The organism is Nocardia pneumoniae NBRC 100136, assembly GCF_000308755.1.
GTDB lineage: Bacteria > Actinomycetota > Actinomycetes > Mycobacteriales > Mycobacteriaceae > Nocardia > Nocardia pneumoniae.
In genome coordinates this window covers 72,778-99,323 of record NZ_BAGF01000044.1, presented here as the reverse complement: position 1 = coordinate 99,323, position 26,546 = coordinate 72,778, and the positions used below count along the sequence as shown (strand labels likewise).

Here is a 26,546-nt window from a genome sequence, read left to right as displayed (position 1 = left end):
TCCGGGTCCGGCGCGCCAACTACGTCTACGGATCGGCCAAGGCCGGACTCGACGGATTCGCCAGCGGCCTGGCGGACGCGTTGCACGGCAGCGGTGTTCACCTGCTGCTGGTCCGTCCCGGCTTCGTCATCGGGCGGATGACCGAGGGCATGTCCGCGGCCCCGTTCTCCAGCACCCCCGGCCAGGTCGCCGACGCCGTGGTCAAGGGCCTGCGGCGAGGCGCGAGCCGAGTCTGGGTGCCGCGGATCCTGCAGCCGGTGTTCTTCGTGATGCGCCTGCTGCCCCAACCGATCTGGCGCCGGATGCCCCGGTGAGCGCCGCAGCGTCCCTGTCGTGGAGCGGGCCGCCGATCGCGGTGGTCGGGATCGGCGCCGATGGCTGGGACGGTCTCGGTCGCGCCGCCCGCGCCGCCGTCGGCGACGCGGAGATCCTGGTCGGTTCCACGCGCCAGCTCGGGCTCGTACCCGCGCCGCCGTCGGCGACGCGGGTGAGCTGGCCTTCGCCCTTGCTGCCCGCGCTACCCGAGCTGCTCGAACGGCACAGCGGGGCTCGGCTGTGCGTCCTGGCCAGCGGCGATCCGATGTTCCACGGCATCGGCGTGACCCTGGCCAGGCTGCTCGGAGCGCGGGCGCTGCGCGTCTTGCCGCAGCCGTCGTCGGCGTCGTTGGCCTGCGCCCGCCTGGGGTGGCCGCTGGCCGAAACGCCGGTGGTGAGCGTGGTGGGGCGGCCGCTGGTGACCCTGCTGCCCGAACTGGCCGACCGCAGGCGGCTGCTGGTGCTCAGCGCCGACGAGCACACGCCGCGGGTGCTTGCGCGTTTGCTGGGGCGCCACGGTTTCGGCGCCTCCCAGCTGACCGTCCTCGAGCAACTGGGCGGCCCGGCCGAACGTCTGGACACCGGCGTCGCGAAGCAGTGGGACCGCCCACCCGGCGATCCGCTGAACATCGTCGCCATCAGCTGCGTGGCCGACCCTGACCAGCCCCGGGCCACGCGGCTGCCCGGCCTGCCGGACGAGTTGTTCGTCGGCGACGGACAACTCACCAAGCACGAGGTCCGTGCGCTGACACTCGCGGCGCTGGCACCCGCCCCGGGTGAGCTGCTGTGGGACGTCGGCGGCGGGTCCGGCAGCATCGCGATCGAATGGTGCCGCGCGCATCCGGCCAACCGCGCCGTCACGTTCGAGCGGCTGGAGCGCCGGAGGCTGCACATCGCCGACAACGCCGCCGCACTGGGGGTCCCGCACATCCTGATTCGCGGCGAGCTGCGCGCCGAGCTCGCCGCCGACGCCGAAATCGCCTCGCCCGACGCGATTTTCGTCGGCGGCGGCCTCACCCAGGATGGCCTGCTAGAGACATGTTGGGCGCAGCTGCGCCAGGGCGGCAGGCTCGTCGCGAACGCGGTGACCGCCGAATCGGAATCACTGCTGCTCAGCTGGGCGACCGCCCAGGGCGGCGCGTTGCGGAAGTTCCAGATCTACCGCGGCGAACCGCTGGGATCGTTCACCGCGTGGCGGCCCCAGCTGCCGGTGGCGCAGTGGTCGGTGACGAAAAAGCGCGATATCGAGTCGGAACTCCCACCGATGGGTGAACACGTTATCGGTCACGGGGTAGGGTCGGGGCCGAGTTCCGATCATGATCGGAAATCCGGTTCCTGTTGGGGAGATAGATGAAATACAAGAAGTTCGCCGCTACCGCATTGTTGGCTGTCGCCGCCACCGGAGTCACCGCCGGTACCGCCTATGCCGCGCCCGTGCCGCCCGCGGTACAGGACCAGCCGGCCGCCGAGCCCACGGTCACCGGCGCCGACCAGGGCGTCGGCTACACGCTGCGGCTGGCCGAGGCGGGTAAGTCGGTGGTCACCAGCGTGACCGGCGGCGCGTTCAGCGTCGACGCCGACCAGCAGTCGGTCACCCTGAAGAATTCCGCGGGCGAGACCGTCACCACGATTCCGCTCACCGCGACGGCCAAGGGCCAGGAGGTCCAGATCGCTGCGAACGTCGCCGAGGAGGGCAGGCAGCTCACGCTGACCCCGCAGGTCGCTCCGACCGCGAACGCGCCGGTCGCCGCCGAATTCATCGGCGCACAGGAGTGGTTCTTCGCCGAATTGCAGCGCGCCTCGCTCGGCGCCCTGGTCGGCGGCCTGATCGGCGCCGCGATCGGCATCGTCTTCTTCGGCGTCGGCATCCTGCCCGGCGCCGTGCTCGGCGCGCTGATCGGTCTGGCCGTCGCGGGCGGGCCGTCGCTGCTGAACGCGGGTATCGCCTACTTCAGCGGCCAGCCCTGAGAATTCTGATTCTGGGCGGCACCCGGGAAGCCCGGGACCTGGCCCACATCGCTTCCGGCGAGCGAGGATTCGAGATCGTGTCCTCGCTCGCCGGTCGTGTGCGTGCGCCCTTGTTACCCGAGGGCGCGGTCCGGGTCGGTGGCTTCGGTGGCGCCGAGGGACTGCGGGCCTGGATCGCGGACAACGACGTGGCCGCTGTAGTGGACGCCACCCATCCGTTCGCGGCGGCGATCAGTGCCAACGCCGCCGCTGCCGCGCGTGATTCGGGCGTGCCGCTGGTGCGCCTGCGACGGCCGAACTGGCCGCAGCGGCCGGGGGATCGGTGGGTGCGGGTGCCCGATCTCGCCGCCGCGGCGAAGGCGACCGCGACGCTCGGCGAGCGCGTGTTCCTGACCATCGGCCGTCAAGGCGTGGACGTGTTCGCGGGGCAGCAGCGGCAGTGGTTCCTGATCCGGGCCATCGACCCGCCAGCGGGCCCCTTGCCGCCTCGACACGAAATCATCCTCGTCCGAGGACCTTTCGCGCTCGAGGACGAATCGCGGCTGCTCGCCGAGTACCGGATCGACGTGCTGGTCACCAAGGACAGCGGCGGCGATCAGACCGAAGCCAAGCTGACCGCCGCGCGGGAAGCCGGAATTCCGGTCGTCGTAATCGACCGGCCGCCACTACCCGAGGGCGTGGAATTCGTGGAAACCATTGCGCAGGTGATGGATTGGCTACACGAGAAGCGCATCGATCGCGGGCGCGGTTGATCCCTGGCGTGCTGGTTGCGGAAGCACGCCGTCGTGACGATCAACGGCCGAGAAGCTCGGGCAGGTGGTCGAACCAGTCCAGCACCGCCCGCTCGTAGCGGATCCCGAAATCCAATGTGGCGCGGGCGAAGGCCGACATCGTCTCCGGATCCTCGGCGAGATACCGCGCCAGCCGCGCCTGATGGATCTCCCGATTGGCCGCGACGATGCCGTCGAGCCGATCGCGGTCCAGGTGCTCGCCGAAGGACAGCGTGAGCAGCAGCGGGACTCGGATGGTCTCGCCGCCGGGATCGCGGGCCACCCATTCCAGGAACGCCTCCCGCCCCGCGTCGGTGATGTGATAGGGCGTCCGTTCGCGCGCGCCGGTCTCGCCTTTCTCGACCAATCCCGCGGCGTCCATCGCGGCGAGCTCCCGATACACCTGGCTCTGCGTGATCGTCCAGAAGTCGCCGATGCGGTCTTGTGCCGTGGAAACCAGATCCCACCCCGACATGGGACCTTCGTGCAGAAATCCGAGCAATGACGCCGCCGTGGAGTTCAGCGACTTGCGCGTGGTCGTAGCGTTGGTCAACGACTGCTCCCTTCTCCGCAACATTCCATAGTGGAATATTACCGGAACGGGCGGCTAGGCGCTTCCGGCCAACCGCTCGAGCCGGGCGAGCACCTCGGTCATGCCCTCCTCCAATCGCGCCTGTCCCTGTTCCAGTCGCGTCTGCGCCTGTTCCAACCGGGCCTGCCCTTGTTCCAACCGGATCTGCCCCTTTTCGAGGACCGTGACTCGCCGGTTGAGCTCGTCGACACTCTGGTGTAGTCCGCCGACATTCTCGCGGAGTTCGCCGACGCTCTCGTGCAGTCCGCCGACGTTTTCGCGGAGCTCGCCGACGTCCTCACGAAGCTCCGTGACAGCGTTCCCGAGCTTCTCGACTCGCTGATCGAGCCGATCGATGCCGTCGAGAGCTTTCCTGGTGAGTCCCGCGACCTCGCCCAAGACCACGCCCTGCTCGTCGAGCGCTTGCTCGGTCGCGGTCGCCCGCGCCTCCAAGGCTCGGGTGCGCAGCGTCAACTCCGCCAGTGTCGCGGCCAAGTTCCCTCCCAATCTCCGGTGCGTCAGGCGATCCTACGCGCTGTCGCCCGCCGCGTCGCGTACCGTCTCATAGCGCCGGGAGGTGTAGACGCGGGTCCCGTGGCCGCTCGCGAACGCGGTCGTGGTCGACGCGCCGATGATCAGCAGCGTGCGCATGTCCACCTCGGCGGGGTCGAGATCGCCGAGCGCCACCACCCGGACCGATTCGGTCGGCCCGCCGACGTCACGTCCGACGACGACGGGCGTATCGGGCTTGCGGTGCTCCAGCAGCAGGTCCCGCATCGCGCCCACCTGCCAGGTGCGCTGCGAGGACGCCGGGTTGTAGACGGCGATGGCCATGTCGGCCGCCGCGACGGCCGAAAGGCGTTGTGCCACGACCTCCCATGGCTTGAGCCGATCGGAGAGCGAGATCATCGCGTAGTCGTGCCCGAGCGGCGCGCCGACCCGGCTCGCCACCGCGTTGGCCGCGGTGAGTCCGGGAAGCACGCGGACCGGCACCTCATGCCACTGCGGGTCCGCCGCTTCCTCCAGCACGGCCGCCGCCATCGCGAAGACCCCCGGATCACCCGAGGAGACCACCGCCACGCGTGCGCCCCGCTTGGCCAGATCCAAAGCCATGGCCGCGCGCTCGGACTCCACCCGGTTGTCGCTGGCATGGCGGCGCTGGCCAGGTCGGTGCGGCACCCGGTTCAGGTAGGTGGTGTAGCCGACCAGATCGGTGGCGTCCGCCAGCGCCGCGCGCACCTCGTCGGTGGTCCATTCCGGCGCGCCGGGCCCCAGTCCCACGACGACGACCTCGCCGACCCGCCCGGTCGTTCCCGCGTCGGCTATCCGCTGAACCGCAGCCGGATTCGTCTCGGCGGGGGGCAGCGGCGTGGTCGGCTCCGGGCCGGGAACGAGGGTGATGGAGAAGTAGGGGACTTCCGCGTGGTCCACCGCGTCGGCGTGCAGGACGCGCTGCTCGCTGGTGCTCGCGCGCTCGACGTAGTACGCGCCGGAGAGCCGTCCCGAATCCGAAAGAGCCTGGCGCACACCGGGATAGGTGCGGCCGAGTTTCATGATCGCGGCTGCGTCGGTCGCGCGCAGTCGCCGGGTGAGTTCGTCCACCGGCATGGTGCCGGGCAGCACCGTGAGCACCTGCTCGCCCTCGACCAGCGGCGTGCCCAACGCGGCCGACGCCGCGCTCACCGAGGTGATGCCGGGGATGATCTCGGTCTCGAATCGATCGGCCAGGCGGCGGTGCATGTGCATGTAGGAGCTGTAGAACAGCGGGTCGCCCGCGGCGAGCAACGCGACCGAGCGGCCCGCGGCCAGGTGTGTGGCCAGCCGCTCGGCGGCCTGTTCGTAGAACTCGTCGATGGCGCCCTGGTAGCCGCCGGGATGGTCGGTGGTCTCGGTGGTCACCGGGTAGACGAGGTGCTCCTCGAGCTGGCCCTGGCGCATGTACGGCGCGGCGATGCGGCGGGAGATGCTGCGACCGTGGCGCGCACTGTGGAAAGCGATGACGTCGGCCGTCCCGATCACCTTGGCCGCCTTGACCGTCACCAGCTCGGGATCGCCGGGGCCGAGGCCGACACCCCACAGTTTGCCCGGCGCGCTCATTCCTGTTCGCTCGCGATCGCATTCAGCGCGGACGCGGCGATCGCGCTGCCGCCACGCCTGCCGCGAACCGTGAGGTACTCGATGCCTCCGGTCGCGATCAGCGCGTCCTTGGATTCGGCGGCGCCGATGAATCCGACGGGAATGCCGAGGACGGCGGCGGGCCGGGGTGCGCCCTCATCCAGCAGATCGAGCAGATGAAACAGCGCCGTAGGCGCGTTGCCGATCGCGACGACAGCGCCCTCGAGGCGGTCGCGCCACAGTTCCAGCGCGGCGGCGGAACGGGTAGTACCCAGAGCCGAGGCCAATTCCGGTACGCGCGGATCGGCGAGGGTGCACACCACCTCGTTGTCGGCGGGCAGTCGTTTCCTGGTCACGCCGGAGGCGACCATGGTCGCGTCGCACAGAATCGGCGCGCCCGCACGCAGCGCCGCCCGCGCCGCCGCAACGACGCCGGGCGAGAAGGCGATGTCCTCGGCGAGATCGACCTGTCCACAGCCGTGGATCATCCGCACCACCACGTGTGCCACGTCCGGCGGGAATCCGCTCAGATCGGCCTCGGCGCGGATCGTCGCGAACGAGCGACGGTAGATCTCGGCCCCGTCGGTCAGGTAGCTGGCACGTACGTCGGACATGCGGTCCACCCTATGGGGGCGGGTCCGGACCGCGCGGTCCGGGTTGTGGGGCGCACAGCGGCACGATGTCACGCCAGGAGGGCGGTGCCCGCTCAGGTTCGGGGACGCTCGAGGATCCGGGACATGACGATCGAACTCCGGGTGCGTCCGACGCGCGCGTTCTCCCGGATCCGCTCCACGGTCACCTCGATCTCGGCCATGTCGGTGGCCATGACATGCACCAGCGCGTCGGCCTCGCCCGCGATGGTCCACACGCCGACCACCTGTGGAATCGGTTCCAAGCTGCGTTTCAATTCGGCGGGGGAGATGTTGTCGCGGTAGTAGACCTCGACGTATGCCTCCGTCTTCCAGCCCAGCGCGGCCGGGTTGACCAGGGCGGTGAATCCGGTGATCTGCTTGTTCGCGACCAATCGGTCGACCCGCCGTTTCACCGCGGGGGCGGACAGCCCGACCGCGCTGCCGATCTCCTGGAACGAGGCGCGCGCGTGCTTCAGCAGATGTTCCAGAATCCGCCGATCGAGGTCGTCCACGTCACACTCCTCGCGCTTCACGCAATGATCTGTCGATTTCCGGTCGAGATAAGCAACAAATCGTTGTTTCTGGCGCAATGCTAGTCGACTTACCTTCGTCTCAGCCGAAAGTCCCCGCTGACCTCCGGGAGTCCCGTTGACGTCTGTAGCCACCCTCCAAGTCGAGACCGCCGCACGCCGTTGGTCGCCACGCCGGTTCGTCATGTGCCGACCCGACTACTTCGACGTCACCTATTCGATCAACCCCTGGATGAATCCCGCCGAACCCGTCGACCGCGCGCTCGCCATCGAACAGTGGGAGACGCTGCGCGCCACCTACGAGGAATATGGGCACACGGTCGAGGTGGTGCCCGGCATCCCGGGCCTGCCCGACATGGTGTTCGCCGCCAACGGCGGTCTGATCGTCGGCGACCGGGCGATGTCGGCCCGCTTCACCCATCCGGAACGCGCTGCCGAAGGCCCCGCCTACCACCACTGGTTCGCCCGGGCCGGGCTGCCGAACCTGGTGGCCGCCGAGGAATTGAACGAAGGGGAAGGCGATTTCCTCCTGGTGGGTGAACGGCTCTTGGCGGGTATGGGTTTCCGCAGCTCGCGTGCTGCGCACGAGGAGGTATCGCGCCACTTCGGTCTGCCCGTGGTGTCCCTGGAATTGGTCGATCCGCGCTTCTATCACCTGGATACGGTGCTGCTTCCGCTGGACGCCCGCACCGTCGCCTACTACCCGCCCGCCTTCAGCCCGGCGGCCCGCGCGGTTCTCGCCGAGCTCTACCCCGACGCTCTCGTGGCCACCGACGCGGACGCGGCGGTGCTCGGATTGAACGGCGTCTGCGACGGCGTCAACGTCTTTCTCAGCAGCCGCGCCACCGATCTGAGCGAAGCCCTGCGCGACCGCGGCTATCACCCGGTCGGGATCGAGATGTCCGAACTGCTCAAGGCGGGCGGAGCCGTCAAGTGCTGCACGCTGGAGATCCACGGAAGGTGACGATCAGTCGATGCGGTAACCCTTGTCGGTCGCGACGATATCGGTGACCTCGCCGCGGGGGCGGCCGCAGCGGCGGTCGCAGCCGGACCAATGCTGACGCCCGGCCACGGAAACGTCCGTGGCGGCGATCGTCGGCCGCTCTGAAACCTGCTGGCGCGCAGGCTCTGACCCATGCCCGAGGGGATTTGCCGCGGGCAGTACACGACCCGTGTTGACCGCGTCGGACACATCGGCCCGGACGTCGGTATGCGACTTCGCGCACCCGGGCTGCCCGGCGCAGGCGCTGACCAGAAGCCACGGCGAGTCGGCATCGAAGATCAAACCCATCGGGGCCAGCACGCGCACGACCTGTTCGGCGGCCCACGCCTCCAGGTCGGTGACCACCAGGCCGCGCCACGGCGTGACGACGATCGTCCGCTCCACCGCGGCAAGGAATTCGGCGGTGCGGGCGGGCAGGCAGCCGAGGCGCACACCGGCGCCCAGGCTGACCAACGCGTCGTCCTGCTCCAGCCAGCCGATCGGAAGATGCTGCGCCACAGGTAGTTCGAGCCGATCGGCGACGGGCGAGAGCCCGAGGAGATCGACCACCCGATCAGCGCCCTGTTCGATCTCGTGCAACCGCCACCGGCCCGCGTCCGCGCCGCGCAGCTCCAGGAATCCGTGCGCCGCGGCGAGCATGACATCGACCGCGTCGGCGGCGTCGAGACGGACGCCGCTGTCGCGGCCCGCCAGCAGCAACGCGAACTCCTGCGCGCCGATCGCGTGCACACCGATGTCGGCGCCGAGCCCGCTGACGTCGCCGCGACCGTCATCGAGGGTGAACAGCACCCGGCCGGGCAGGTCGGCCAGCCGTGGCGCGGCGAGCAGACCGGCGTCCAGGGCGGGAACCAGTGCGCGCACGTCCGCCAGGCCGCCGACCCGTCCGGACAGCGGCGAGGCGATGATATTGCGCACCCGCTCGTGCGTGTGGCTCGGCAGAAGCCCCACGGCGGCGAGCCGGTCTGTCAACGCCTGCGCGTCGCGTACCTGCCGCAATTGGACGTTGCCGCGAGAGGTGAGTTCGATGTCTCCGTCCGCCAGGTCACGGGCGGATTCCGCCAGTGCCTGCAGCTGAGCGGGGTCCAGCCGCCCTCCGGGCACCCGGATGCGCGCCAACGGCCCATCGGCCGCCTCGTGCAGCCGCAGCACGCCTGGACAGGAATCGGGAACACCTCGTGTCATAGCGAGTCCAGCCTACGGACCCGCCCACACGGCACCCATCGCGCGTTCGCATGAGCAGCGCCGGGGTACCCGGCGGGCCGGGGAGACCGGTCACGCGACGATGGAATCCAGCCAGTCGATCACGGCGGACCGGTACTCCGCGGTGTTGCGTGCGAGATTGACCGAGTGGCCGCTACCGGGCAGCACGAAGGTCCGCAATCGGGCGTCCGGACCGAAGAACGGCGCTTCGGTGGCATGCAGCGTCTCGGCGTTCGCGCAGACCGCGTAGCCAGGCCCGCAGGACAACCGGTCCAGGCTGCCGTTGACGATCAGGACCGGGGCGCTGATGAAGTTCGTCATCGGCGGGAGGGTGGAGGTCAGCCCGTCGGGATATTCGGCCGGGGAGAAGACTTCCTTGGTCGCTTCGTCCACGGCGAGAACCTCGGGATCCGCGGTCTCGGGCGCGAAGAAGTTGCCTGCGCGGGTTCCGGGCCGCGTGGCGAGGTAGCCGGGATCGTATCCGCGCCCGGCGAACCGGGGATCCTCGGCGGCTTGATGGTAGGTCGCGATCACGCCGAGGACTTCGGAGACGTTGAGGGCGTGGGAGAACCCGGTGAGCAAGACGCCGTCGACATCCTGGTAGGTACTCGCCTCCAGGACGTCGATACCGGAACTGAGCGAATGGCCCCCGGTGACGACCTTGGCGAAGGGGGGCGCGCCCGCCAGTCCCCGGCGCAGCGACTGGACGATGTCGTGCAAGGCGCGCGCGGAGACCGACGCCGTCACCTGTGTGCTCGGCGGCCTGGTGCTCGCGCCGTTACCGAGACGATCGACGACGAGTGTCGCGTAACCCGCGGCGTTCATCGCGCGCCGGAAGTTGTAAGTCTCCGGGGCGTAAGGGAAATCCCAGTATGTGTGGTTGTAGTTCGAACCCGCGATCAGCACCATGACGGTGTCGGTCGGCTGCGCCGCGGGAACGCATAAGGTGCCCGCCATCGTCCCGAGCGGCACCGGGATGGACACCGATTCGCAGCGATCCGGCGGCGTCTCCTGCGCGTGGGCAACGCCTGGCGTGAGGCAGAGGACTATTGCCGCAGCGGACGCGAGGATCGACCGTACCGAGGTTCGCACGCGACGCAGGCTATGCGCGAAGTATGTCACGCGCAATACCGAACGCTCCGGTTGGGCATCTGTCGCGCTTGCGCCTAACACTCACTGCGCCAATGGCTTTCAACTCGCCGCGTGACGACGCCGCAACCGGCACGTCAGCCGCCGCCCGCAGAGCGCGGTCCGGCTGGATTCATCGCGGCCGTCGAATGAGCTGCCAGTCGTGTGTCGAGGTACCCGGCGAACGCCGCTACCGCACATAATGATCCGTGGCTATCACGGAGTAGGGCCGTATGAGTGCCACCCGGCCGCCTGCGTCACCGCGTCGGCTGGATGCCCGGGACGACCCGGTGAACTGAGGAGCGCGGGAACGTGGGTTCGATAGTGCATGGGACGGGCACGCGGGCGGTGCACTTCGTCGGAAGTTTTCCCGCCGAGAGCACGGAGATCGCGATGCGGGCGATGCTCGATGGCGCGGGTCCGCGGTTGCGTTCCCTGCCGACGGGTGAGACTCGGCGGTACGAGTTCTACATCCAGCCGATCATCGAGGATTTGGTGTCCCAAGGCGTCTTGGAGGTGAAGAAGCCCGGCGCGTGGCAGTCGAGCAGGGACCGCACGATCCATCGCGTCGCGCGGGAAACCGAATTGAGCGGTGACGTCATGGATCTCGGGTACTTCCGAGAGGCCCAGGAGGCGTGGCCGATCTTCCGAAAGTTCCGCGAGGAGCGCCGGTTGCCCGATCTCGCCTTGCAGATCGGCATGCCGACCGATTTCACGCTGACGTTCATCGCCATGGGGGCGTCCGGGATACGGCGCTACCGGCAAGCGTTCATCGACGCCACCGTGCGCGACATCACCGCTATTCGCGAGTTGGCCGGTGACGACGTCGTCCTGCAACTCGAGGCCACAGCGGAATTGGTGCTGCTGGCCAAGGCGCAGCCGTTCCACCGTCTGGTGGACCGGATGCTGGGACTGGGCCGTGGTATCGCCGCGCTGGCCGCGGCAGCCCCTGCGGGGACTCGATTCGGGGTACACCTGTGCCTGGGCAGTCTGCGCAACAAAGCTCGCGGGAGGCTGCGTGACGCGCGGCCGTTCGTGGATCTGGCCAATTCCGTCGTCCGGCATTGGCCGCAGGGGCGCGTCCTGGAATACGTGCACGGACCCTTCGCGGCGGGAGACAGACCGCCCTCGGCGAAGGCCGACTTCTATGCGCCCCTCGCCGAGCTGTCCCTGCGCGAAGGCACTGATTTCTATGCCGGGTTGGTGCACGACATACCCAGCGAGGCAGAACAATTGGAGACCTTGGCGGCTATCGAGGAGGCGCTCGGGCGTCCCGTCGACGGGGTCGCCAGCGCATGCGGACTCGGCCGCCGTCCCCGCCCCGTCGCCGATGTGCTCACGGCGCGAGCCGACGCGCTGGCGCGAGCACCGAAGGACTGAGCCCGCTCTTGCTGGTATCGACTTCCCCGAACAGAGCGCGTCACCTGCGGGTGACACTTGTTACGATTTTGTCGAGGATATCGGGGAGGTACGGTGTCGAGCATGGAGCGAGCACCGCGTGGCGTCGATCCGACCACGCCGAACTCCGCTCGGGTGTACGACTATCTGCTCGGCGGCAAGGACAACTACGAGGTGGACCGGGCGGTCGCCCGTCGCATGCTCTCGATCGCGCCCGACACCAAGACCTTGGCCTGGTTCAGTCGCCAATTCCTGGTGCACGCGGTCCAATTGGCGGCCGAGGCGGGCGTTCGGCAGTTCATCGATCTCGGCGCGGGTATTCCGACCTCGCCCAATGTCCACGAGATCGCGCGCAAGACCGAGCCGTCGGCGCGGGTGGTGTACGTCGACTTCGACCCGGTCGTGTACGCGCACTGCAACGCTCTGCTGGCCGCTTCGGACGGTGTGGCGGCGCTGCTGGGTGATGTCCGCCGTCCGGACGACATCCTCGACCGGCTGGCATCCGGAAAGCTGATCGACTTCGACGAGCCGGTCGCGATCACGCTGGTCGGCGTTCTGCACTTCGTGATGGACGACGAGCACCCCGCCGAGATCGTCGCCCGGCTCCGCGACGCGATGGCCCCCGGAAGCTATCTCGCGTTCACGCACGGCTCCGACAGCAGCGATCCCGATTTCATCAGTCAGTCCTCGGCGGACACCGCCAAGTCCTCGGCCCAGGTGAAGTATCGGTCCGCGGAGCGGGTCGCCTCGTTCTTCGGCGGCTTCGACCTGCTCGATCCCGGCGTGGTTCCCTTGCAGCAGTGGCTCGGCGACGACCTGCCCGCCACCCGACTGGTACTGCTGGGCGGGGTGGCCCGCACAGCGTGACGTGCGTCCGACGGCTAAGGTCGCCGTATGTCCGAAATCTCCTCTCTCGCCGACCGGCTCGCCATCGTCGATGTGGTCACCAAGATGTTCGTCTACACCGATCAGGGACGGTGGGAAGCCCTGTCGGCGGAGGTGTTCACGCCGAAGGTCGATTTCGACGGAGGATTCGGCGGGCCGGTCGGCGAGCGGGCCGCGGCCGACATCATCGAGGATTGGCGCACCGGACTCGCCGACCTGGACGGCGTCCACCACCAGTCCGGCAACCATCTGATCGACCTGCACGGGGACACGGCCACCGTGCACGCCGACGCGATCGCCGTGCACGTGAAGAACACCGCGGTCAACGGCAAGACGCGCACGTTCGTCGGCAGCTACTCGATCGGCGCCGAGCGCACGGCGGAAGGATGGCGGATCAACCGGTTCCACTACCACCTGAAGGTGATCGACGGAAACGCCGACCTGACCTAGGCGCACTTCCCGGCCATCGAGCGGCGGTCGCCCCACCGGGTGGTGCGACCTGGCCGGACACGCCGACGGGCACGGCCCCGGTGAGCAGGTAGCATCGGCATGCTCGGCGGACGACGAGGAAACCGGTGGAAATCCGGTGCGGTCGCGCCACTGTAGAAAGCCAGACCCTCTCCGGCGAGCAGCGAACCCCCGATGGGCGCGTCACCCGAGGAAGGCTGCCACCGTGATTGTGCTGTTGTCCACGTCCGACACCGATCTGCTGAGTGCCCGCGCCAGCGGCGCCGACTACCGGTGGGGCAATCCGGCCCGCCTGCTGGTCGACGACCTACCCGGTCTGCTCGACGGCGCCGATCTGGTGGTCGTGCGCATCCTCGGCGGCAAGCGGGCGTGGGAGGACGGGCTGGAGGCGCTGCAAGCGAGCGGCGTTCCGCTGGTCGCGCTCGGTGGCGAGCTCGCACCGGATGCCGAGCTGATGGAATGCTCCACCGTGCCGGGCGGCGTCGCGGCCGACGCGCACAACTACCTCGCCGCCGGTGGCCCGGAGAACCTGCGCCAGCTGCACAATTTCCTGTCCGACACCGTGCTGCTCACCGGGCACGGCTTCGAGCCGCCGATCCAGCTGCCCAGCTGGGGCGAGCTGGAGCGGGTCGCGGCGGCGCCGGTCGACGGCCCGACCGTCGCGGTGATCTACTACCGTGCCCAGCATCTCGCGGGCAACACCGCCTACGTCGACGCCCTGTGCACCGCGATCGAGCAGGCGGGCGCGCGTCCGCTGCCGCTGTTCTGCGCGTCGCTGCGCACCGCCGAACCCGAGCTGCTCGCGACTCTGCGCCGGGCCGACGCGCTGGTGGTGACGGTGCTGGCCGCGGGCGGCACCAAACCGGCCACCGCTTCCGCGGGCGGCGAGGACGAGGCGTGGGACGTCGGCGCGCTCGCCGACCTGGACGTACCCATCCTGCAGGGCCTGTGCCTGACCACCGGCCGCGCCCAGTGGGAGGCCAACGACGACGGCCTGTCGCCGCTGGACGTCGCGACCCAGGTCGCGGTGCCGGAGTTCGACGGACGGATCATCACGGTCCCGTTCTCGTTCAAGGAATTCGACGCCGACGGGCTGTCCACCTACGTCCCCGACGCCGAGCGCGCGGCCCGCGTCGCGGGCATCGCGACCCGTTACGCCCGGCTGCGCCACATCCCCGCCGCGCGCAAACGCGTCGCGATCATGCTGTCGGCCTACCCGACCAAGCATGCCCGCATCGGAAATGCCGTCGGTCTGGACACCCCGGCCAGCGCGATCCGCCTGCTCACCGAAATGCGTGCCGCCGGATACGATCTCGGCGCACCCGGCGAGGTCCCCGGCCTGGACGAGCGCGATGGCGACGCCCTCATCCACGCACTGATCGCGGCGGGCGGCCAGGATCCGGACTGGCTGACCGCCGAGCAGCTGGAGGGGAACCCGATCCGCATCAGCGCCGCGACCTACGCCGCCTGGTTCGACACCCTGCCCGCCGACCTGCGTGGCGCCGTCGTGGAGGCGTGGGGGCCGCCGCCGGGCGAACTCTACGTCGACCGCTCGTCCGATCCGGACGGCGAGATCGTCATCGCCGCATTGCGTTTCGGGAATGTGGTGCTCATGGTGCAGCCGCCGCGCGGTTTCGGCGAGAACCCCGTCGCGATCTACCACGATCCCGACCTGCCACCCAGCCATCACTACCTGGCCGCGTACCGGTGGCTCTGCACCGCCGAGGGGTTCGGCGCCGACGCGATGGTGCACCTGGGCAAGCACGGAAACCTGGAATGGCTGCCGGGCAAGACGCTCGGCATGTCGGCCTCCTGCGGCACCGACGCGGCGCTCGGCGACCTCCCGCTGATCTATCCGTTCCTGGTGAACGACCCGGGCGAGGGCACCCAGGCCAAGCGGCGCGCGCACGCCACCCTGGTCGATCACCTGATCCCCCCGATGGCCCGCGCGGAAAGCTACGGCGACATCTCGCGGCTGGAGCAGCTGCTCGATGAGCACGCCAACATCTCCGCGCTCGACCCGGCCAAGCTGCCCGCCATCCGCCAGCAGATCTGGACGCTGATGCGCGCCGCCAAGATGGACCACGATCTCGGCCTCACCGAGCGCCCGGACGAGGACTCCTTCGACGACATGCTGCTGCACGTCGACGGCTGGCTGTGCGAGATCAAGGACGTCCAGATCCGCGACGGCCTGCACATTCTCGGCCAGGCGCCCGCGGGGGAGGGAGAACTCGACCTGGTGCTGGCCATGCTTCGCGCGCGCCAGCTGTGGGGCGGTGAGCGCACCGTGCCCGGCCTGCGCGAAGCGCTCGGTCTCGACGAGTCGGGCGGCGAGGCACGCGAGCGCGTCGACGCCGTGGAGGGCAGGGCCCGCGCGCTCGTCGCGGCGTTGCAGGCGGCGGACTGGTCGCCGGACGCGGTCGACGGCATCACCGATAATCCCGACGTCCGCCGGGTGCTGCGGTTCGCGGCCACCGGGGTGGTGCCGCGCCTGCGGCAGACCGGCGTCGAGCTCGACCGGGTGCTGCACGCGCTCGACGGCGGATTCATCCCGGCGGGCCCGAGCGGCTCGCCGTTGCGCGGCCTGATCAACGTCTTGCCGACCGGACGCAACTTCTACTCGGTCGACCCCAAGGCCGTACCGTCGCGGCTGGCCTGGGAGACCGGTCAGGCCATGGCGGAATCGCTGCTGGAGCGGTACCGGGCCGACCACGGCGCCTACCCGCGGTCGGTCGGCCTCTCGGTCTGGGGCACCTCCGCCATGCGCACCTCGGGCGACGACATCGCCGAAGTTCTTGCGCTGCTGGGTGTCCGGCCGGTCTGGGATGAGGCGAGCCGGCGGGTCAGCACGCTCGAGGTGATCTCGCCCGAGGAACTCGGCCGCCCCCGCATCGATGTGACCGTGCGCATCAGCGGCTTCTTCCGCGACGCCTTCCCGCACGTACTGGCCTTGCTGGACGACGCGGTCCGCCTGGTCGCGGGCCTGGACGAACCGGGCGAAGCGAACTACGTGCGCGCGCATGCCGAAGCGGATCTGGCCGAGCACGGCGACCAGCGGCGCGCCACCACCCGCATCTTCGGCTCCAAGCCGGGCACCTACGGCGCCGGTCTGCTGCAGCTGATCGACTCGAAGAGCTGGCGCACCGACGACGACCTCGCCGAGGTGTACACCACCTGGGGCGGCTACGCCTACGGCCGCGATCTGGACGGCGTGCCCGCCGCGGCGGACATGCGCGGCGCGTACCGTCGAATCGCGGTGGCCGCGAAGAACACCGACACCCGCGAGCACGATATCGCCGACTCCGACGACTATTTCCAGTTCCACGGCGGCATGGTCGCCACCGTCCGCGCGCTGACCGGCACGAACCCGGAGGCTTACATCGGCGACAGCACCCGGCCCGACGCGGTGCGCACCAGGACGCTGTCGGAGGAGACCGCGCGGGTGTTCCGGGCCCGCGTGGTGAATCCGCGGTGGTTGGAGGCCATGCGCAGGCACGGGTACAAGGGCGCGTTCGAGATGGCGGCGACCGTCGACTACTTGTTCGGCTACGACGCCACGACCAATGTCGTGGCCGACTGGATGTACGAGAAGCTTACGGAGAGCTATGTCTTCGACGACGTGAACCGCAAGTTCATGGAGCAGTCCAACCCGTGGGCCCTGCACGGCATTGCCGAGCGGCTGCTGGAGGCGGCCGAACGGAAACTGTGGGAACATCCCGAACAGGACACGCTGGAGCGGTTGCGCCAGGTTTACCTGGAGACAGAAGGAGAACTGGAGTAGCGGGCATTTCCATCTTCCGATCGGTCGGGTGCGCCGCGAAATACCCTACCCAGCAAGACATTTCGGGCATCGAACGTGTTTCGGAAATTGTCATGCGTAATGTCTATAATTGATAGCATTTCACGGCTGTACCCAGGTAACGACAGATCGAATCTGCTGAGGATGGGATGGCTCATGAAGCTCAGAAAAGTGGTTGCGACCACGCTGCTGACCATTGCCGCCACCGGCGTCACGGCGGCGACCGCGTACGGCCAGGGCGAGTTCTCCGACCCCGCGATCAGCGGCGTCGACCACGGTGTCGCCTACACCGCGACGGTCGCGCCGGACCGGTCCACTGCGACGGTCACGCTCGCTTCCGGCACGTTCGCCCTGACGCCGGACGCGATTACGGTGCTGGCGCCGGACGGCGAGGTGGTCGCCTCGGTGCCGACGACCGTGCCGACCGCGCTGGGTCAGCACGTCCAGGTGTCACCGGAAATCGACGCGGCCGCCACGACCTTGACGCTGACGCCGGTCGGAGCCGCCATCCCGGCGCCTGGCGCGCCGCGGTTCATCGGTGACCCGCAGACCACGCTGGGGGGCTTGGCGATCGGCTGTGCCATCGGGGCGGCGGTCGGTCTCATCTTCTTCATCGTCGGAGTCTTCCCCGGCTGCGTGGTCGGCGGTCTCATCGGCGCGGCCGCGGGCGCGAGCCGGTAGCCGAGCTGACGCATCGGCCGCGCTCGGCGTCTGGTTGCCGGGCGCGGCCATCCGAATTCCGGTCGGCGCAGCGGATCGATGCTTCCGCGGTGGTGCCGGGAGCTAGCTGGTCTGCGTCATGCACGGCTCGACGGAGAAGTCGAGCCCGAAGTTGTTCAAGGTCACCGGCAGCGGCGCGTCCGGGCTCGGCCGCGGAGTAGAGCGCAGCCGGAAGTCCGCCGCGGTCAGCAGGTGCGCGAGCAGCGTGCTCGTGACGAACAGGACCAGGTTGCGGCCCGGGCAGTCGGCCGGGCCAGCGCTGAACGGCACCAGCTGCGGGTACTGCTCGGCACGGCCGTCGAGCCAGATGTCCGGGACGAAGGTGTCGGCGAAGGGCAGCAGCTCGGAGTCCCGGTGGAAGGCCGGGACCGCGATCATCAGCGCGGCGCCCGCCGCGATGGTGAAACGTTCGTCGCCGTCCCGCCACTGCGTGTCGGCGGTGATGTCCCGCAGCAACATGGGGGTCGTCGGCCACAACCGCACCGACTCGAGCACGCAGGCACGCAAGTAGGCGCGCACGTCGACGCGTTCGGGATCGACGGCGTCGGCGAGCGCGCGGGCATGGTGCTCCGGATGGGTGCTGAGCACCGCCAGCGCGCGGCTGAGCGCGATACCCGCGGCGTCGAAGGCGAACAACCAGTGCGGAATTTGCCCGACCGGATCGACCGCGCCGCCCGCGGGGACCGCGGCCAGCGCGCCGGCGAGACTGTCGGGCGGGGCGGACTCCACATGCCGGTAGAGGCGATTGGTGAACTGGTCACGCTGCCTGCGATGGGCCGGGGCCAGGAACGACCAGTTGCCCGCCGAGCGCAGTCGGGCCAGTTCGTCGGTGAGCACGGTGTCGTCGCGTCCCCGTTCGCCGAGCACGATCCGCCGGACCAGGCGCCACCACTGAATGGTGAAGTGCCGCGCGTCCATGTGCCCGCGATGCAGCGCCGACACGATCATCTGCTGCGCCTCGTCCGCGATCGCCGCCGCGAAGGGCCCGGCGAGGCGATGCAGCGGCTCGGCGCTGTCGAGCGCGGCCTCGTTCAACGCTCGGCGCTGCGCCCGGATCGGACCGTCGGACAGCAGAACGCCGTGCGGCTGGAACTGCCGCAGTGCCGCGCGCTTCTCCCGATTGGCGGGGTGAAAGGGGGTCGGTGCGTCGGCGAGTACCCGGCCGACGTCGGCCGGGTCGAGAATCACCACGATCCGCCGTCCCGGTACCACCAGTTCGGCAGGGCCGGAGCCGAATTCGCGACGCAGCTGCCGCACGCGCTCGATCGCCCGCGCATCGGCGCCGGTGCGTTCCAGCAAGCCCAGCACGGGTCGTCGTCGAGCAATCACTCCGGATGCCACCGAGGCGAATCCGAGATCCGCCAATGCCGCTACCGCGGGCACCCCCACCAGTCGGTGTTCGCGGTTGTCTGCCATCCGGCCTCCTCCCGGCATGCTCGAGTCGACACGGTGCCGACCTCCGGTCAGGTACCCGAGAATGCGTGGCTGAAACCGCGGGGGCGTGTATGCGGCACCGGCACGGCGTCGCGAAGCTCAGTTCGGGGGCTCGGTCTCGTCGACCGCCAGCGCGTCCTCGACGGTGTCGAACACCGTCAGCAGCCGGTCCAGCGCGGTCAGCTCGATCGGCCTGCGCGCCGCGTCGCTGGGGACCACGCGCAACGCGCCGGAACCGGCGGCTTCCGAGGCCGCCACCAGGACGCTCAGGCCCGCGGAGCCGAGGAACCCGACGTTCGACATATCCACCACGACGGCGGGAGGCGCGTTGCGCAACGCCTCGTCGAGCGCCGATTGCAGGCGCGGAGCGGACGCCATGTCGATTTCGCCGTGCACGGTGACGATCACCGCGTCGTCCGCGGATCGCACCTGGACCTCCAGCGCCCGGGGTGCGCTTTCGGAACTCACCATCCACCTCCCGTGCCTGCGGTGTGCTCGGCAGTACGCCAGTCGGCCTCCGCCGCGGTTCGTGCCTCCAGCACAAGGGCACGGCGCAGAGCGAGCATTCCGCCGGTCAACTTACCGCATCGCGTCGTCAGGTAGTCCTGTTGCGCGGTCTGGCGGATCACACCGATCAGCTGCCCGGGTTGGCGATTCGGTCCAGCCATTCCCGCATGAGGCCGCGCTCGGGCTCGGTCAAGGCGTCGGTCTGCGGCAGCACCGCGCGGAGCGTGACGGCGGCGGCGACGGGGCCGGGAGCCGTGGCGGCGGGAGTGTCCGTGGTGATCGCGGCGATGATCGCCTCGCGGGCGGTGCGGGACAGTTCCGGGTCACGGTCCTGCTCGGGGGTGGCGATCAACGTGAGCGTCGTGCCGGAACCGGCCGCGTGGACCAGGGCCACGGCACGATCCTCCGGAACGCGTAACCGGCCTGCGGCGGCGATCCGCCGGATGCGCTCGGCGAGTACCTGGTACGCGGCACGGGCGGCCGGTGCGGCTCCTTCCGGGCGGGGCCCGCTGTACATCAGCGCGTACAGCGCCGGGTTGGCCAGGCCGAGTCCGACGTGCTGATCCCACCCGGCGCGGAGATCATCGACCGGATCCTCGGCGGGTTCGAGGGTGGACTTGCTGGTCAGGTAGGTGGTGAAGCCGTGTGTGACGACGGCGTCGAGCAGGCCCTGTTTGTCGCCGAAGAGCCGATAGATGGTGGGCGGCTGGACACCGGCCGCGGCGCTCACGGCACGCGTCGAAACCGCGTCCGGTCCGCCTTCCTTCAGCAGCCGGGTCGCTGCCTCGACGATGCGTTCCCGGTGTCCTTCGGATGCACTCTCGCCGCCCTCCATGATTTCGATGATAACGGAGAACTGTTATCGCTGTTGTTTACGATGATACGCTCTATTTGTTATCACTGGAAACGTCAGGAGATCGCCCATGATCATCGTCACCGGAGCCAACGGCAAGCTCGGCAGAGCAGTCACCGAGCGCCTGCTCGAGCGCGTCCCCGCGGCGCGGATCGGCGTCAGCGTGCGCGTCCCGGATGGGGCGCGCGATCTGGAAGACCGGGGTGTGCGGGTCCGCCGTGGCGATTTCGCCGACCCTGCCGGTCTCGCGCACGCCTTCGAGGGCGCGTCGAAGGTTCTCGTGGTGTCGACCGACAGCACAGGTGAAACGGCGGTGCGCCACCACCGCGTGGCCATCGAGGCAGCGGTGGCCGCCGGAGCCGCACGCGTCGTCTACACCAGCCACATGGGCGCGAACCCGTCTTCGCCGTTCGCGCCGATGCCGGATCATGCCGCCACCGAGGCGGCGCTGCGGGAGTGCGGCGTTGCCTTCACCGCGCTGCGCAACGGCTTCTACGCCGCGTCGGCGGCGATGTTGCTGGGCGCGGCCCTGCACACCGGGGAGCTGACCGCGCCGGAGGACGGGCCGGTCGCGTGGACCGCGCACGCCGACCTCGCCGAAGCCGCGGCACTTGCGCTCACCGAGGACGAGCTCGACGGCATGACTCCCGCGCTCACCGGTTCGGAGGCGATAGATCTGACGGGCGTCGCGGCGATCGCCGCGCGGCTCACGGGTCGTCCCATTCGCCGGGTCGTCGTGACCGAGGCCGAGTATCGCGCGAGCTTGCTCGCCCGCGGCCTGCCGGAGTCGGCGGCCGACCTGCTCCTCGGTTTGTTCGCCGCGAGCCGACTGGGTCATTTCGCGTCGACCGACAGCACCCTCGCGCGGCTGCTCGGCAGGCCGCCCGTGCCCTTGGCGGACATCCTGCGGGCGACGGTCACACCGCTTGGAGTGCGTCCTCAGGACGCCAGGGCGGTAACTCGGTGACGGTGTGACCCGCTTCGTGCGCGGCGCTTTCGGCGACCGGCCACTGGCACAGCGGGGGACAGGCGCGGCGGGATACGCGTGGCGGATGGATTCGCGGTGGCGCAACACCCGGAGTTCGCGCTCGGACGTACGTCACCAGAAAGCCCTGTATGGCAGGGCTATTCGGGCCAAGTACCCGTGAGCGAGCGGAAACCCGCCGCGCCCGCGCGATCGATCGCCGCCTTCACCAACCCGAAGACAGCGCCTTGCAGTGCGGCGGCGAACAGCACTTCGCGCCAGGAGTAATTCCGTGCGGTCGCGGAGGGGGCCTGCTCCTCGCCGCTGACCCGAGTCCACACCCGGGTGAACACCGCGTTCGCCACGAGCCCGCCGAGGACGCTGATCAGCAGGCCGAGTGGTTTGTACAGCGTCTTCATCGCCGCCTCCGCATGATCCGCCACACGAGCACTGCCGCTGCCGCCGCGGTGAGGGCGGCCGGGAGCGGATGCGTGCGCAACGTTCCGGCGGCGTACTTGCCGCGCGCCAGCACCGGCGCGGGCGTCGCCGCCGCGACCCGGTGGGCCAGATCCGCGGCGCTCGTCTTCGCCTGCTCCGCTTTGTCCGAGACCGCGTGCGCCGCTTCGGACGCCGCGTGCTTCGTCGTCGCGACGGCGTCGTGCGCCTTCTCCTTGCTCCGCTCGGGCACGTCGAGCTTGTGGCCCAGTTCGTCGATCGCCCTGCCGAGTTCCGCCCTGGCGGTGTCGCGGGCGCGTCGCAGCGCCGCGGCGGCATCGGCGGGCGACTGGCTGTCGTTCATCCTCATCTCCTGTCCTTGATCACCTCGATGTCCTGCTGGACGCCCTCGACCGCCTCCCGCGGTATCGGCGGAGCGGCGTGCTCCACCTCCTTCTTGCCGAACCCGCCGAGCACCGCCGCGACCGTCAAGAGAGCGCCGGCCACGATCAGCGCGGCGGCCCACCCTGGCAACAGCTCGGCAAGCCCGAGGACGGCTGCGGCGACCACCGCAGCGCCGCCGTAGAACGCCAAGAGCGCGGCGACACCGGCCAAACCCGCGCCGCGGCCGAATTGCTTGCCCTTCTGCCGCATCTCCAGTCGCGCGAGCTCGAGTTCGGAGCGGATCAGCGTGGATATCTGTGCGGTGGCGTCATCGATGAGCTCGGTGACCGACCTCGTATTCGCGGGCGGACCGGTCCGTGCCGTCTCCGTCATGAGACCTCCTCTGCCGCACGGGCGGCCTCAACCGCGGCCGAGCGCCTTCTCCAGCTGACCCTTGGTCATCGTGGAGCGGCCTTTGATATTGCGTTTCTTCGCTTCGTTGTACAGCTGGTCCCTGGTCGGGCCCTTGGGCCCGCTGCTTCCGGAACGCTGGCCGCCGCGCTGCTGCGGCGACTTGTCGCGGGTCGAAGTGCGGCTCGCGGTCTTGGTCTTCCCCTCCTGCGCACGGTTCTTGTTCACCGTGCGTGCGGCCATCTCCTTCGCACGCTTCGTGCTCGCGCCCCGGCTCTTCGCCGAGTCCTTGACGTGCTCGTACTGCCGCTCTTCCTTCTCCGTCCATTCTTTGGGCATGTCACACCTCCTGCATGGCGACTACCCGCGCGCAGGCATTCCAATCGGACGCCATCCGCGCCTGCGTTTTCGACGCCGCGCCCGAAGGCTCCCCGGACACCGGACTCGCCGCCGGATCATCCGGCGGCGCTGGGTCGACGCAGTGCCATGCGGCGAAAAGCCTTGGACCGCAGGCGAAATCGTGTTCGCGCTAGCCGACGTAGTCGGCGAGCAGCGGCACCGCCTCGACCGGATGCCGCGCTCGCAGACCCTTGCCGAGGGAGTCGAAATGCCAGACACCGTCGGTGCGCCGAACTCTGCCCAGCACCATGCCGGTGTGGTCGCCGCCGCCGGTCAGGTCGTAGCGGGCGATCTGCGTCCCCGCCGCGCTGTCGATCACCCGGCAGTAGGCGTTGGCGATCTGCTCGAAGGTCTGCCCGGTGTAGCAGGTGACGAGGAACAGCACCGTCGTGACCTCGGAGGGAATCCGGGTGAGGTCGACGGTGATGACCTCGTCGTCGCCTTCCCCCTCGCCGGTGATGCTGTCGCCGTGCAGGCGCACCGAGCCGTCGGTCGAGGTGAGTCGCTCGTGATAGACGACGTCCACGAGCTGTTCCGCGGCGAACAGCAGCGCGGCCGCGTTGAGATCGATGTCCTTCCGGCGGTTGAACCAGCGCGAGGGCGTTGCCGGGTCCCAGCCGAGCGCAATCGTGACGTGGTCGAGCGGGGTGTCGCGCTCGTCGCGCAGCCTCATGGACATCCGTGTTCCCCTCTGCAATGGCGACCTGGTCTTGCGGCGATCTCGTGATCGGACGTACGGGCCGCGCAGCCCCGCGACGCTCATCTGCACGTCGGCGCATCGACAGTGGCGCATGGTCGGCGCAGGAGCCTACCCCAATCGCGGCGAATATCGCGAGGAATCCAATCCATGCGAGGGTGCGCCGCGAAGTGAAGGCATGCGGGTTGGCATTGAGCACGAGAGCCGACGCCATGGCGGGAGACCCCATGCCCGCGGTTCCTCGCCATCGGTGTACCGGGTTCGCGAGGTAGCCGCGAAGGCGCGACCGGCGGGTACGGTCGCCGCGCAGGACTACGGTGCGACCGCCCGGTCCGTGCGGAGGAGCAGCCACCGAACCGCCGAATCGGGTTCGCGTCCGCCGCTGGTTCGCCCGGCGGGCGCGGATGTCGTGGTCGACGCGGTCGTCGTGGCGGCACATGTCCGGGTGCGTATCCGGTCCGCGGTCGAACGGCCCCGGGTCGCCTCGTCCGAAGGTGGCGGGTCATGACAGACACCGAGCAGTCTCGCACCGGCCTGCTCGACCTGGCCTACCCCTACGCGATGGACGCGGTGGCCGAGATCGAGCGCAGGCACATCGAAAACCGGGTGGCGAAGGCCGATTCCGGTACCGCCGCGGCATTCGCCGCCACAGTGCGCCGGGTGCGGGAGACATTGGCGGCACTGAGCGCGGTCGACGCGGTGAATCCGCCGCCGACGCTCGAGTCGAAGATCCTCCGAGCGATCGACGACTCGCGCCAGGGCGCGCGATCCGGGCGGCACGGCGCGCGGTCGGTGCCCGGTCGCCTGCCGCGGGCGGCACGTCTGGCCGTCGCCGTCGCCGTGATCATCGGCGCCGGTGCGGGCGCCGTGGTGGTCGCCGAGCGGATAGCCGGGCATGCCACCGTGCCGGTCACCGCGGAACAGGTTCTCCAGCAATCGGATTCGCGGTCCCGGGTGGTCGGGCTGACGGTCGGGGGCGCCGTCACGGTGAGCACATCGGACCGGCTCCATGCCGTCGCGCTGACGTTCGACGCGGTGCCCGCACCGCCGGCCGGACGGGCCTATCAGCTGTGGGTGGTGTCCCCCTCGGGCGCAGTGCGCTCGGCGGGGGTGCTGACAACGGTGCCGGCGGCTGGGGTGGCGACCCGGTTCGATCCGGCGGACGTCCTCGTCGTCACGATCGAACCCGCGAATGGTTCGCCGCGCCCGACGTCACCGCACTTGGCGGAGGTCGCCCTCGGCTGAGCGGCACCTCGGTCTCCCCGCACGACCCGCGCGGTGAGTTCATGGTCGGTCGCACCCTTCGAGGGTCGCGCGCGCCACCTCTTCGACGACGTCATCCACCTCGCCACGCGCCCGCAAGGCCCTCAGTTGCCGGAAGGCACCGTTGCCGCGGGCGAGCAGGCGGGCGAACGCCTCCTCGACGAACTCCCGGTCGCCCGCCTCCTCGAGCGCCGGGGCGGCGTAGTCGATCAAGCGGCGCAGCAGCGTGCGGATGGGCGCCACCTGGCCGTCGTGCGGGTCGACACCGTCTCCGACCAGTCCCGAACGCGCCGCCTTCCAGTACGCCGCTCGCAGGACCTCGGCGGGCACCGGCGGCGCGACATGACCGTCGGCCAAGGACTTTCGCGCCATGACGACGATCGCGCGCACCAGCGCGGCCAACAGCGCGGTCTCCTCGACGGTGGCGGGTATATCGCTCACCCGGATCTCGACGGTGGGGAAGGAGACCGACGGGCGGACGTCCCAGTAGACCATCTGCTTGTCCAGGATGCTGCCGCTGTTGAGCATCATCGCGACCATCGCCTCGTAGTCACGCGCGGACTCGAAGTACGGCGGCGGTCCGGCGCTGGGCCAGCGTCGCCACAGGATGCTGCGCCAACTGGCGAATCCGGTCTCGGTGCCGCGGTAGATCGCCGAGTTCGCCGTCATCGCCAGCAGTGTCGGCAGCCACGGCCGCAGATAGTTGCCCACCTGGATCGCGGTCTCGCAATCGGGGATGCCGACGTGCACGTGGCATCCCGACAGTCCCTGCTCGTGCGCGAGCAGCCCGAAATTCTCCTCGATGCGCTGGTAGCGCGGCGTCTGCGTGACCGGGAACTCGTGCGGCACGGTCGGCGGGATGCCCACCGCCAGCAAACGCGCGTCGTTCTGCTCGGCGCAGGAGGAGACACCGCGCCGCAACTCCCGCAGTTGCCGGTGCAGCGCGGCGATATCGGTGTGGACCGCGGTGCTGGCCTCCACCTGGCAGCGAGTCAGCTCGAGTTGCAGGTCGATGCCGATGTCCTCGGCCGTACGCGCCACCTCGACATTGCGTGCCAGCGGCGCGCCGGTCTGCGGATCGACCAGCAAGAATTCTTCTTCCACACCGACGGTCGCGCGGCCATCGTCCATGTCATCGGCATACCCCGGGGCAGGATGCCTAGTCGGTGGATCGGCCGAGAAGTTGCCGCGCGGTCGCTCGTCACGCGCGGCTCGGCGCGCGGTTTGGACGGCGTCGAGGCGGAAACTGCTGAAGAGGGGGCTGCATCAATATCAGGGAGATATCGCATGTTTCGGATCGCTCTGCGTCTCGTCGTGACAACCGGCTCCGCCGCGGTGGTCGCCGGGGCCGGTGCCGGGCTCGCCGCCGCGGGGCCGACGCTATCGGCCGACACCCAGGAAGAAGGCACCATCGCGGTGAACAGCCAACCGGCGTCGGAGAGCTGGACCTGTGCGCTGCTGGGCTCCGCCGAACAGGCCGGTGTGCGGGCGGACGTCGCGCGCAACGGCGAGAGCCGCGGCGGATTCGCGGCGGGCAGCACCGTCACCGCCGCCTGCGTCGGACCACAGTGGCCGATGGTCGCCCTGACCACCGGAGTCACCTCACTCGACGACGAGGACTGACCGCACCGGCACGCATCTGCCCGCCTCCCACGGCCGGTGCTGGAGAAACCTCCCACGGCGGCGGGGCTCGATAA

29 protein-coding genes are annotated in these 26,546 nt (G+C 69.7%); 13 read left to right on the top strand and 16 right to left on the bottom strand.

The features are described 5' to 3' along the window. The 4 genes from ON34_RS14115 to ON34_RS14100 all read left to right on the top strand — a co-directional run. Positions 1 to 314, top strand: a 314-nt coding sequence (locus tag ON34_RS14115) for an oxidoreductase (RefSeq protein ID WP_040779492.1), incomplete at its 5' end; no start/stop codon positions are given. After that, entirely contained in the window at positions 293 to 1,669 is a 1,377-nt protein-coding gene (gene cbiE, locus ON34_RS14110) for a precorrin-6y C5,15-methyltransferase (decarboxylating) subunit CbiE (RefSeq protein ID WP_083889415.1), read from the top strand. The genes ON34_RS14115 and cbiE, both read left to right, overlap by 22 nt. Further along, a complete protein-coding gene (locus ON34_RS38095; protein WP_040779490.1) occupies positions 1,666 to 2,283 on the top strand; it encodes a DUF8020 domain-containing protein in 618 nt (205 codons plus the stop codon). The genes cbiE and ON34_RS38095 overlap by 4 nt, the downstream gene beginning before the upstream one ends. Further along, complete coding sequence (locus tag ON34_RS14100) at positions 2,280 to 3,035, top strand: cobalt-precorrin-6A reductase (protein ID WP_040779530.1); 756 nt, start codon at positions 2,280 to 2,282, stop codon at positions 3,033 to 3,035. Before ON34_RS38095 ends, ON34_RS14100 begins: the two co-directional genes overlap by 4 nt. A gap of 40 nt (positions 3,036 to 3,075) precedes the next feature. On the opposite strand, the gene ON34_RS14095 is transcribed toward ON34_RS14100, so the two are convergent. The 5 genes from ON34_RS14095 to ON34_RS14075 all read right to left on the bottom strand — a co-directional run bounded on the left by ON34_RS14095 (position 3,076) and on the right by ON34_RS14075 (position 6,883). After that, on the bottom strand, positions 3,076 to 3,630 hold the full coding sequence (locus tag ON34_RS14095) for a PadR family transcriptional regulator (RefSeq protein WP_051022550.1): 555 nt from the start codon (positions 3,628 to 3,630) through the stop codon (positions 3,076 to 3,078). 30 nt (positions 3,631 to 3,660) lie between these two features. After that, positions 3,661 to 4,119, bottom strand: a complete 459-nt coding sequence (locus ON34_RS33550) for a hypothetical protein (RefSeq protein ID WP_051022548.1) — start codon at positions 4,117 to 4,119, stop codon at positions 3,661 to 3,663. A 33-nt stretch (positions 4,120 to 4,152) separates the two neighbouring features. After that, positions 4,153 to 5,721: a precorrin-3B C(17)-methyltransferase gene (cobJ, locus tag ON34_RS14085; protein WP_040779488.1), complete on the bottom strand. Its 1,569-nt coding sequence runs from the start codon at positions 5,719 to 5,721 to the stop codon at positions 4,153 to 4,155. Next, positions 5,718 to 6,353, bottom strand: a complete 636-nt coding sequence (locus ON34_RS14080) for a precorrin-8X methylmutase (protein ID WP_040779486.1) — start codon at positions 6,351 to 6,353, stop codon at positions 5,718 to 5,720. Before ON34_RS14080 ends, cobJ begins: the two co-directional genes overlap by 4 nt. 92 nt (positions 6,354 to 6,445) lie before the next feature. Then, a complete protein-coding gene (locus ON34_RS14075) occupies positions 6,446 to 6,883 on the bottom strand; it encodes an Lrp/AsnC family transcriptional regulator (protein ID WP_040779484.1) in 438 nt (145 codons plus the stop codon). A gap of 136 nt (positions 6,884 to 7,019) precedes the next feature. Between ON34_RS14075 and ddaH the strand changes: the two genes are divergently transcribed. Further along, on the top strand, positions 7,020 to 7,865 hold the full coding sequence (ddaH, locus tag ON34_RS14070) for a dimethylargininase (RefSeq protein WP_245548024.1): 846 nt from the start codon (positions 7,020 to 7,022) through the stop codon (positions 7,863 to 7,865). A gap of 3 nt (positions 7,866 to 7,868) precedes the next feature. On the opposite strand, the gene cobG is transcribed toward ddaH, so the two are convergent. Together cobG and ON34_RS14060 are read right to left on the bottom strand one after the other, a co-directional pair. Beyond that, a complete protein-coding gene (gene cobG, locus ON34_RS14065; RefSeq protein WP_040779481.1) occupies positions 7,869 to 9,086 on the bottom strand; it encodes a precorrin-3B synthase in 1,218 nt (405 codons plus the stop codon). Positions 9,087 to 9,176: 90 nt separating this feature from the next. Further along, a complete protein-coding gene (locus ON34_RS14060; protein ID WP_040779527.1) occupies positions 9,177 to 10,196 on the bottom strand; it encodes an alpha/beta hydrolase in 1,020 nt (339 codons plus the stop codon). 348 nt (positions 10,197 to 10,544) lie between these two features. On the opposite strand from ON34_RS14060, the gene ON34_RS14055 reads away from it, so the two are divergent. The 5 genes from ON34_RS14055 to ON34_RS14035 all read left to right on the top strand — a co-directional run bounded on the left by ON34_RS14055 (position 10,545) and on the right by ON34_RS14035 (position 17,463). Continuing rightward, entirely contained in the window at positions 10,545 to 11,612 is a 1,068-nt protein-coding gene (locus ON34_RS14055) for a hypothetical protein (protein WP_245548023.1), read from the top strand. A gap of 102 nt (positions 11,613 to 11,714) precedes the next feature. Next, a complete protein-coding gene (locus ON34_RS14050) occupies positions 11,715 to 12,497 on the top strand; it encodes an SAM-dependent methyltransferase (RefSeq protein WP_040779478.1) in 783 nt (260 codons plus the stop codon). A gap of 27 nt (positions 12,498 to 12,524) precedes the next feature. Beyond that, entirely contained in the window at positions 12,525 to 12,965 is a 441-nt protein-coding gene (locus ON34_RS14045) for a nuclear transport factor 2 family protein (RefSeq protein WP_040779477.1), read from the top strand. 223 nt (positions 12,966 to 13,188) lie between these two features. Continuing rightward, positions 13,189 to 16,764: a cobaltochelatase subunit CobN gene (cobN, locus tag ON34_RS14040; RefSeq protein WP_040779476.1), complete on the top strand. Its 3,576-nt coding sequence runs from the start codon at positions 13,189 to 13,191 to the stop codon at positions 16,762 to 16,764. 174 nt (positions 16,765 to 16,938) lie between these two features. After that, positions 16,939 to 17,463 (top strand): DUF8020 domain-containing protein, encoded by a 525-nt coding sequence (locus ON34_RS14035; protein ID WP_040779526.1) that lies wholly within the window; start codon positions 16,939 to 16,941, stop codon positions 17,461 to 17,463. 102 nt (positions 17,464 to 17,565) lie between these two features. Here ON34_RS14035 and ON34_RS14030 read toward each other — a convergent pair whose 3' ends face one another. From ON34_RS14030 to ON34_RS14020, 3 genes are all read right to left on the bottom strand, one after another. Further along, on the bottom strand, positions 17,566 to 18,918 hold the full coding sequence (locus ON34_RS14030; protein WP_040779475.1) for a cytochrome P450: 1,353 nt from the start codon (positions 18,916 to 18,918) through the stop codon (positions 17,566 to 17,568). 117 nt (positions 18,919 to 19,035) lie between these two features. Next, positions 19,036 to 19,404 carry an STAS domain-containing protein gene (locus tag ON34_RS14025; RefSeq protein WP_051022565.1) on the bottom strand — a complete coding sequence of 123 codons (369 nt, stop codon included), beginning with the start codon at positions 19,402 to 19,404 and terminating at the stop codon, positions 19,036 to 19,038. A gap of 166 nt (positions 19,405 to 19,570) precedes the next feature. After that, a complete protein-coding gene (locus ON34_RS14020) occupies positions 19,571 to 20,278 on the bottom strand; it encodes a TetR/AcrR family transcriptional regulator (RefSeq protein ID WP_040779472.1) in 708 nt (235 codons plus the stop codon). A gap of 88 nt (positions 20,279 to 20,366) precedes the next feature. Here ON34_RS14020 and ON34_RS14015 point away from each other — a divergent pair, with 88 nt between their 5' ends. After that, positions 20,367 to 21,263: an NAD(P)H-binding protein gene (locus ON34_RS14015; RefSeq protein WP_051022543.1), complete on the top strand. Its 897-nt coding sequence runs from the start codon at positions 20,367 to 20,369 to the stop codon at positions 21,261 to 21,263. Positions 21,264 to 21,421: 158 nt separating this feature from the next. Here ON34_RS14015 and ON34_RS14010 read toward each other — a convergent pair whose 3' ends face one another. From ON34_RS14010 to ON34_RS13990, 5 genes are all read right to left on the bottom strand, one after another. After that, positions 21,422 to 21,679: a DUF4235 domain-containing protein gene (locus ON34_RS14010; RefSeq protein WP_040779524.1), complete on the bottom strand. Its 258-nt coding sequence runs from the start codon at positions 21,677 to 21,679 to the stop codon at positions 21,422 to 21,424. Beyond that, entirely contained in the window at positions 21,676 to 22,059 is a 384-nt protein-coding gene (locus ON34_RS14005) for a DUF3618 domain-containing protein (RefSeq protein ID WP_040779471.1), read from the bottom strand. The genes ON34_RS14010 and ON34_RS14005 overlap by 4 nt, the downstream gene beginning before the upstream one ends. A 2-nt stretch (positions 22,060 to 22,061) precedes the next feature. After that, entirely contained in the window at positions 22,062 to 22,472 is a 411-nt protein-coding gene (locus ON34_RS14000; protein WP_040779469.1) for a phage holin family protein, read from the bottom strand. 27 nt (positions 22,473 to 22,499) lie between these two features. Next, complete coding sequence (locus ON34_RS13995; RefSeq protein WP_040779467.1) at positions 22,500 to 22,829, bottom strand: hypothetical protein; 330 nt, start codon at positions 22,827 to 22,829, stop codon at positions 22,500 to 22,502. A 190-nt stretch (positions 22,830 to 23,019) separates the two neighbouring features. Next, positions 23,020 to 23,652 (bottom strand): TerD family protein, encoded by a 633-nt coding sequence (locus ON34_RS13990; protein WP_083889413.1) that lies wholly within the window; start codon positions 23,650 to 23,652, stop codon positions 23,020 to 23,022. 438 nt (positions 23,653 to 24,090) lie between these two features. On the opposite strand from ON34_RS13990, the gene ON34_RS13980 reads away from it, so the two are divergent. Continuing rightward, positions 24,091 to 24,831 carry an anti-sigma factor gene (locus ON34_RS13980; RefSeq protein ID WP_040779462.1) on the top strand — a complete coding sequence of 247 codons (741 nt, stop codon included), beginning with the start codon at positions 24,091 to 24,093 and terminating at the stop codon, positions 24,829 to 24,831. Positions 24,832 to 24,870: 39 nt separating this feature from the next. Here the strand turns inward: ON34_RS13980 and ON34_RS13975 are convergent, their stop codons facing one another. After that, positions 24,871 to 25,980 carry a carboxylate-amine ligase gene (locus ON34_RS13975; RefSeq protein ID WP_040779461.1) on the bottom strand — a complete coding sequence of 370 codons (1,110 nt, stop codon included), beginning with the start codon at positions 25,978 to 25,980 and terminating at the stop codon, positions 24,871 to 24,873. A 156-nt stretch (positions 25,981 to 26,136) separates the two neighbouring features. Here ON34_RS13975 and ON34_RS13970 point away from each other — a divergent pair, with 156 nt between their 5' ends. Further along, positions 26,137 to 26,472 (top strand): hypothetical protein, encoded by a 336-nt coding sequence (locus tag ON34_RS13970; protein ID WP_040779460.1) that lies wholly within the window; start codon positions 26,137 to 26,139, stop codon positions 26,470 to 26,472. Positions 26,473 to 26,546: the final 74 nt, after the last annotated feature.

Excerpts from the sequence above, each read along its gene's own strand:
- ON34_RS13970 (WP_040779460.1), top strand. The coding sequence starts at position 26,137 with ATGTTTCGGATCGCTCTGCGTCTCGTCGTGACAACCGGCTCCGCCGCG.
- ON34_RS14015 (WP_051022543.1), top strand. The coding sequence starts at position 20,367 with ATGATCATCGTCACCGGAGCCAACGGCAAGCTCGGCAGAGCAGTCACC.
- ON34_RS14005 (WP_040779471.1), bottom strand. The coding sequence starts at position 22,059 with ATGAACGACAGCCAGTCGCCCGCCGATGCCGCCGCGGCGCTGCGACGC.
- ON34_RS14080 (WP_040779486.1), bottom strand. The coding sequence starts at position 6,353 with ATGTCCGACGTACGTGCCAGCTACCTGACCGACGGGGCCGAGATCTAC.
- cobJ (WP_040779488.1), bottom strand. The coding sequence starts at position 5,721 with ATGAGCGCGCCGGGCAAACTGTGGGGTGTCGGCCTCGGCCCCGGCGAT.
- ON34_RS13995 (WP_040779467.1), bottom strand. The coding sequence starts at position 22,829 with ATGCCCAAAGAATGGACGGAGAAGGAAGAGCGGCAGTACGAGCACGTC.
- ON34_RS14010 (WP_040779524.1), bottom strand. The coding sequence starts at position 21,679 with ATGAAGACGCTGTACAAACCACTCGGCCTGCTGATCAGCGTCCTCGGC.
- ON34_RS38095 (WP_040779490.1), top strand. The coding sequence starts at position 1,666 with ATGAAATACAAGAAGTTCGCCGCTACCGCATTGTTGGCTGTCGCCGCC.
- ON34_RS14020 (WP_040779472.1), bottom strand. The coding sequence starts at position 20,278 with ATGGAGGGCGGCGAGAGTGCATCCGAAGGACACCGGGAACGCATCGTC.
- ON34_RS14000 (WP_040779469.1), bottom strand. The coding sequence starts at position 22,472 with ATGACGGAGACGGCACGGACCGGTCCGCCCGCGAATACGAGGTCGGTC.
- ON34_RS14030 (WP_040779475.1), bottom strand. The coding sequence starts at position 18,918 with ATGGCAGACAACCGCGAACACCGACTGGTGGGGGTGCCCGCGGTAGCG.
- ON34_RS14045 (WP_040779477.1), top strand. The coding sequence starts at position 12,525 with ATGTCCGAAATCTCCTCTCTCGCCGACCGGCTCGCCATCGTCGATGTG.
- cobG (WP_040779481.1), bottom strand. The coding sequence starts at position 9,086 with ATGACACGAGGTGTTCCCGATTCCTGTCCAGGCGTGCTGCGGCTGCAC.
- ON34_RS14095 (WP_051022550.1), bottom strand. The coding sequence starts at position 3,630 with ATGTTGCGGAGAAGGGAGCAGTCGTTGACCAACGCTACGACCACGCGC.
- ON34_RS14035 (WP_040779526.1), top strand. The coding sequence starts at position 16,939 with ATGAAGCTCAGAAAAGTGGTTGCGACCACGCTGCTGACCATTGCCGCC.
- ON34_RS13990 (WP_083889413.1), bottom strand. The coding sequence starts at position 23,652 with ATGAGCGTCGCGGGGCTGCGCGGCCCGTACGTCCGATCACGAGATCGC.
- ON34_RS13980 (WP_040779462.1), top strand. The coding sequence starts at position 24,091 with ATGACAGACACCGAGCAGTCTCGCACCGGCCTGCTCGACCTGGCCTAC.
- ON34_RS13975 (WP_040779461.1), bottom strand. The coding sequence starts at position 25,980 with ATGGACGATGGCCGCGCGACCGTCGGTGTGGAAGAAGAATTCTTGCTG.
- ON34_RS14050 (WP_040779478.1), top strand. The coding sequence starts at position 11,715 with ATGGAGCGAGCACCGCGTGGCGTCGATCCGACCACGCCGAACTCCGCT.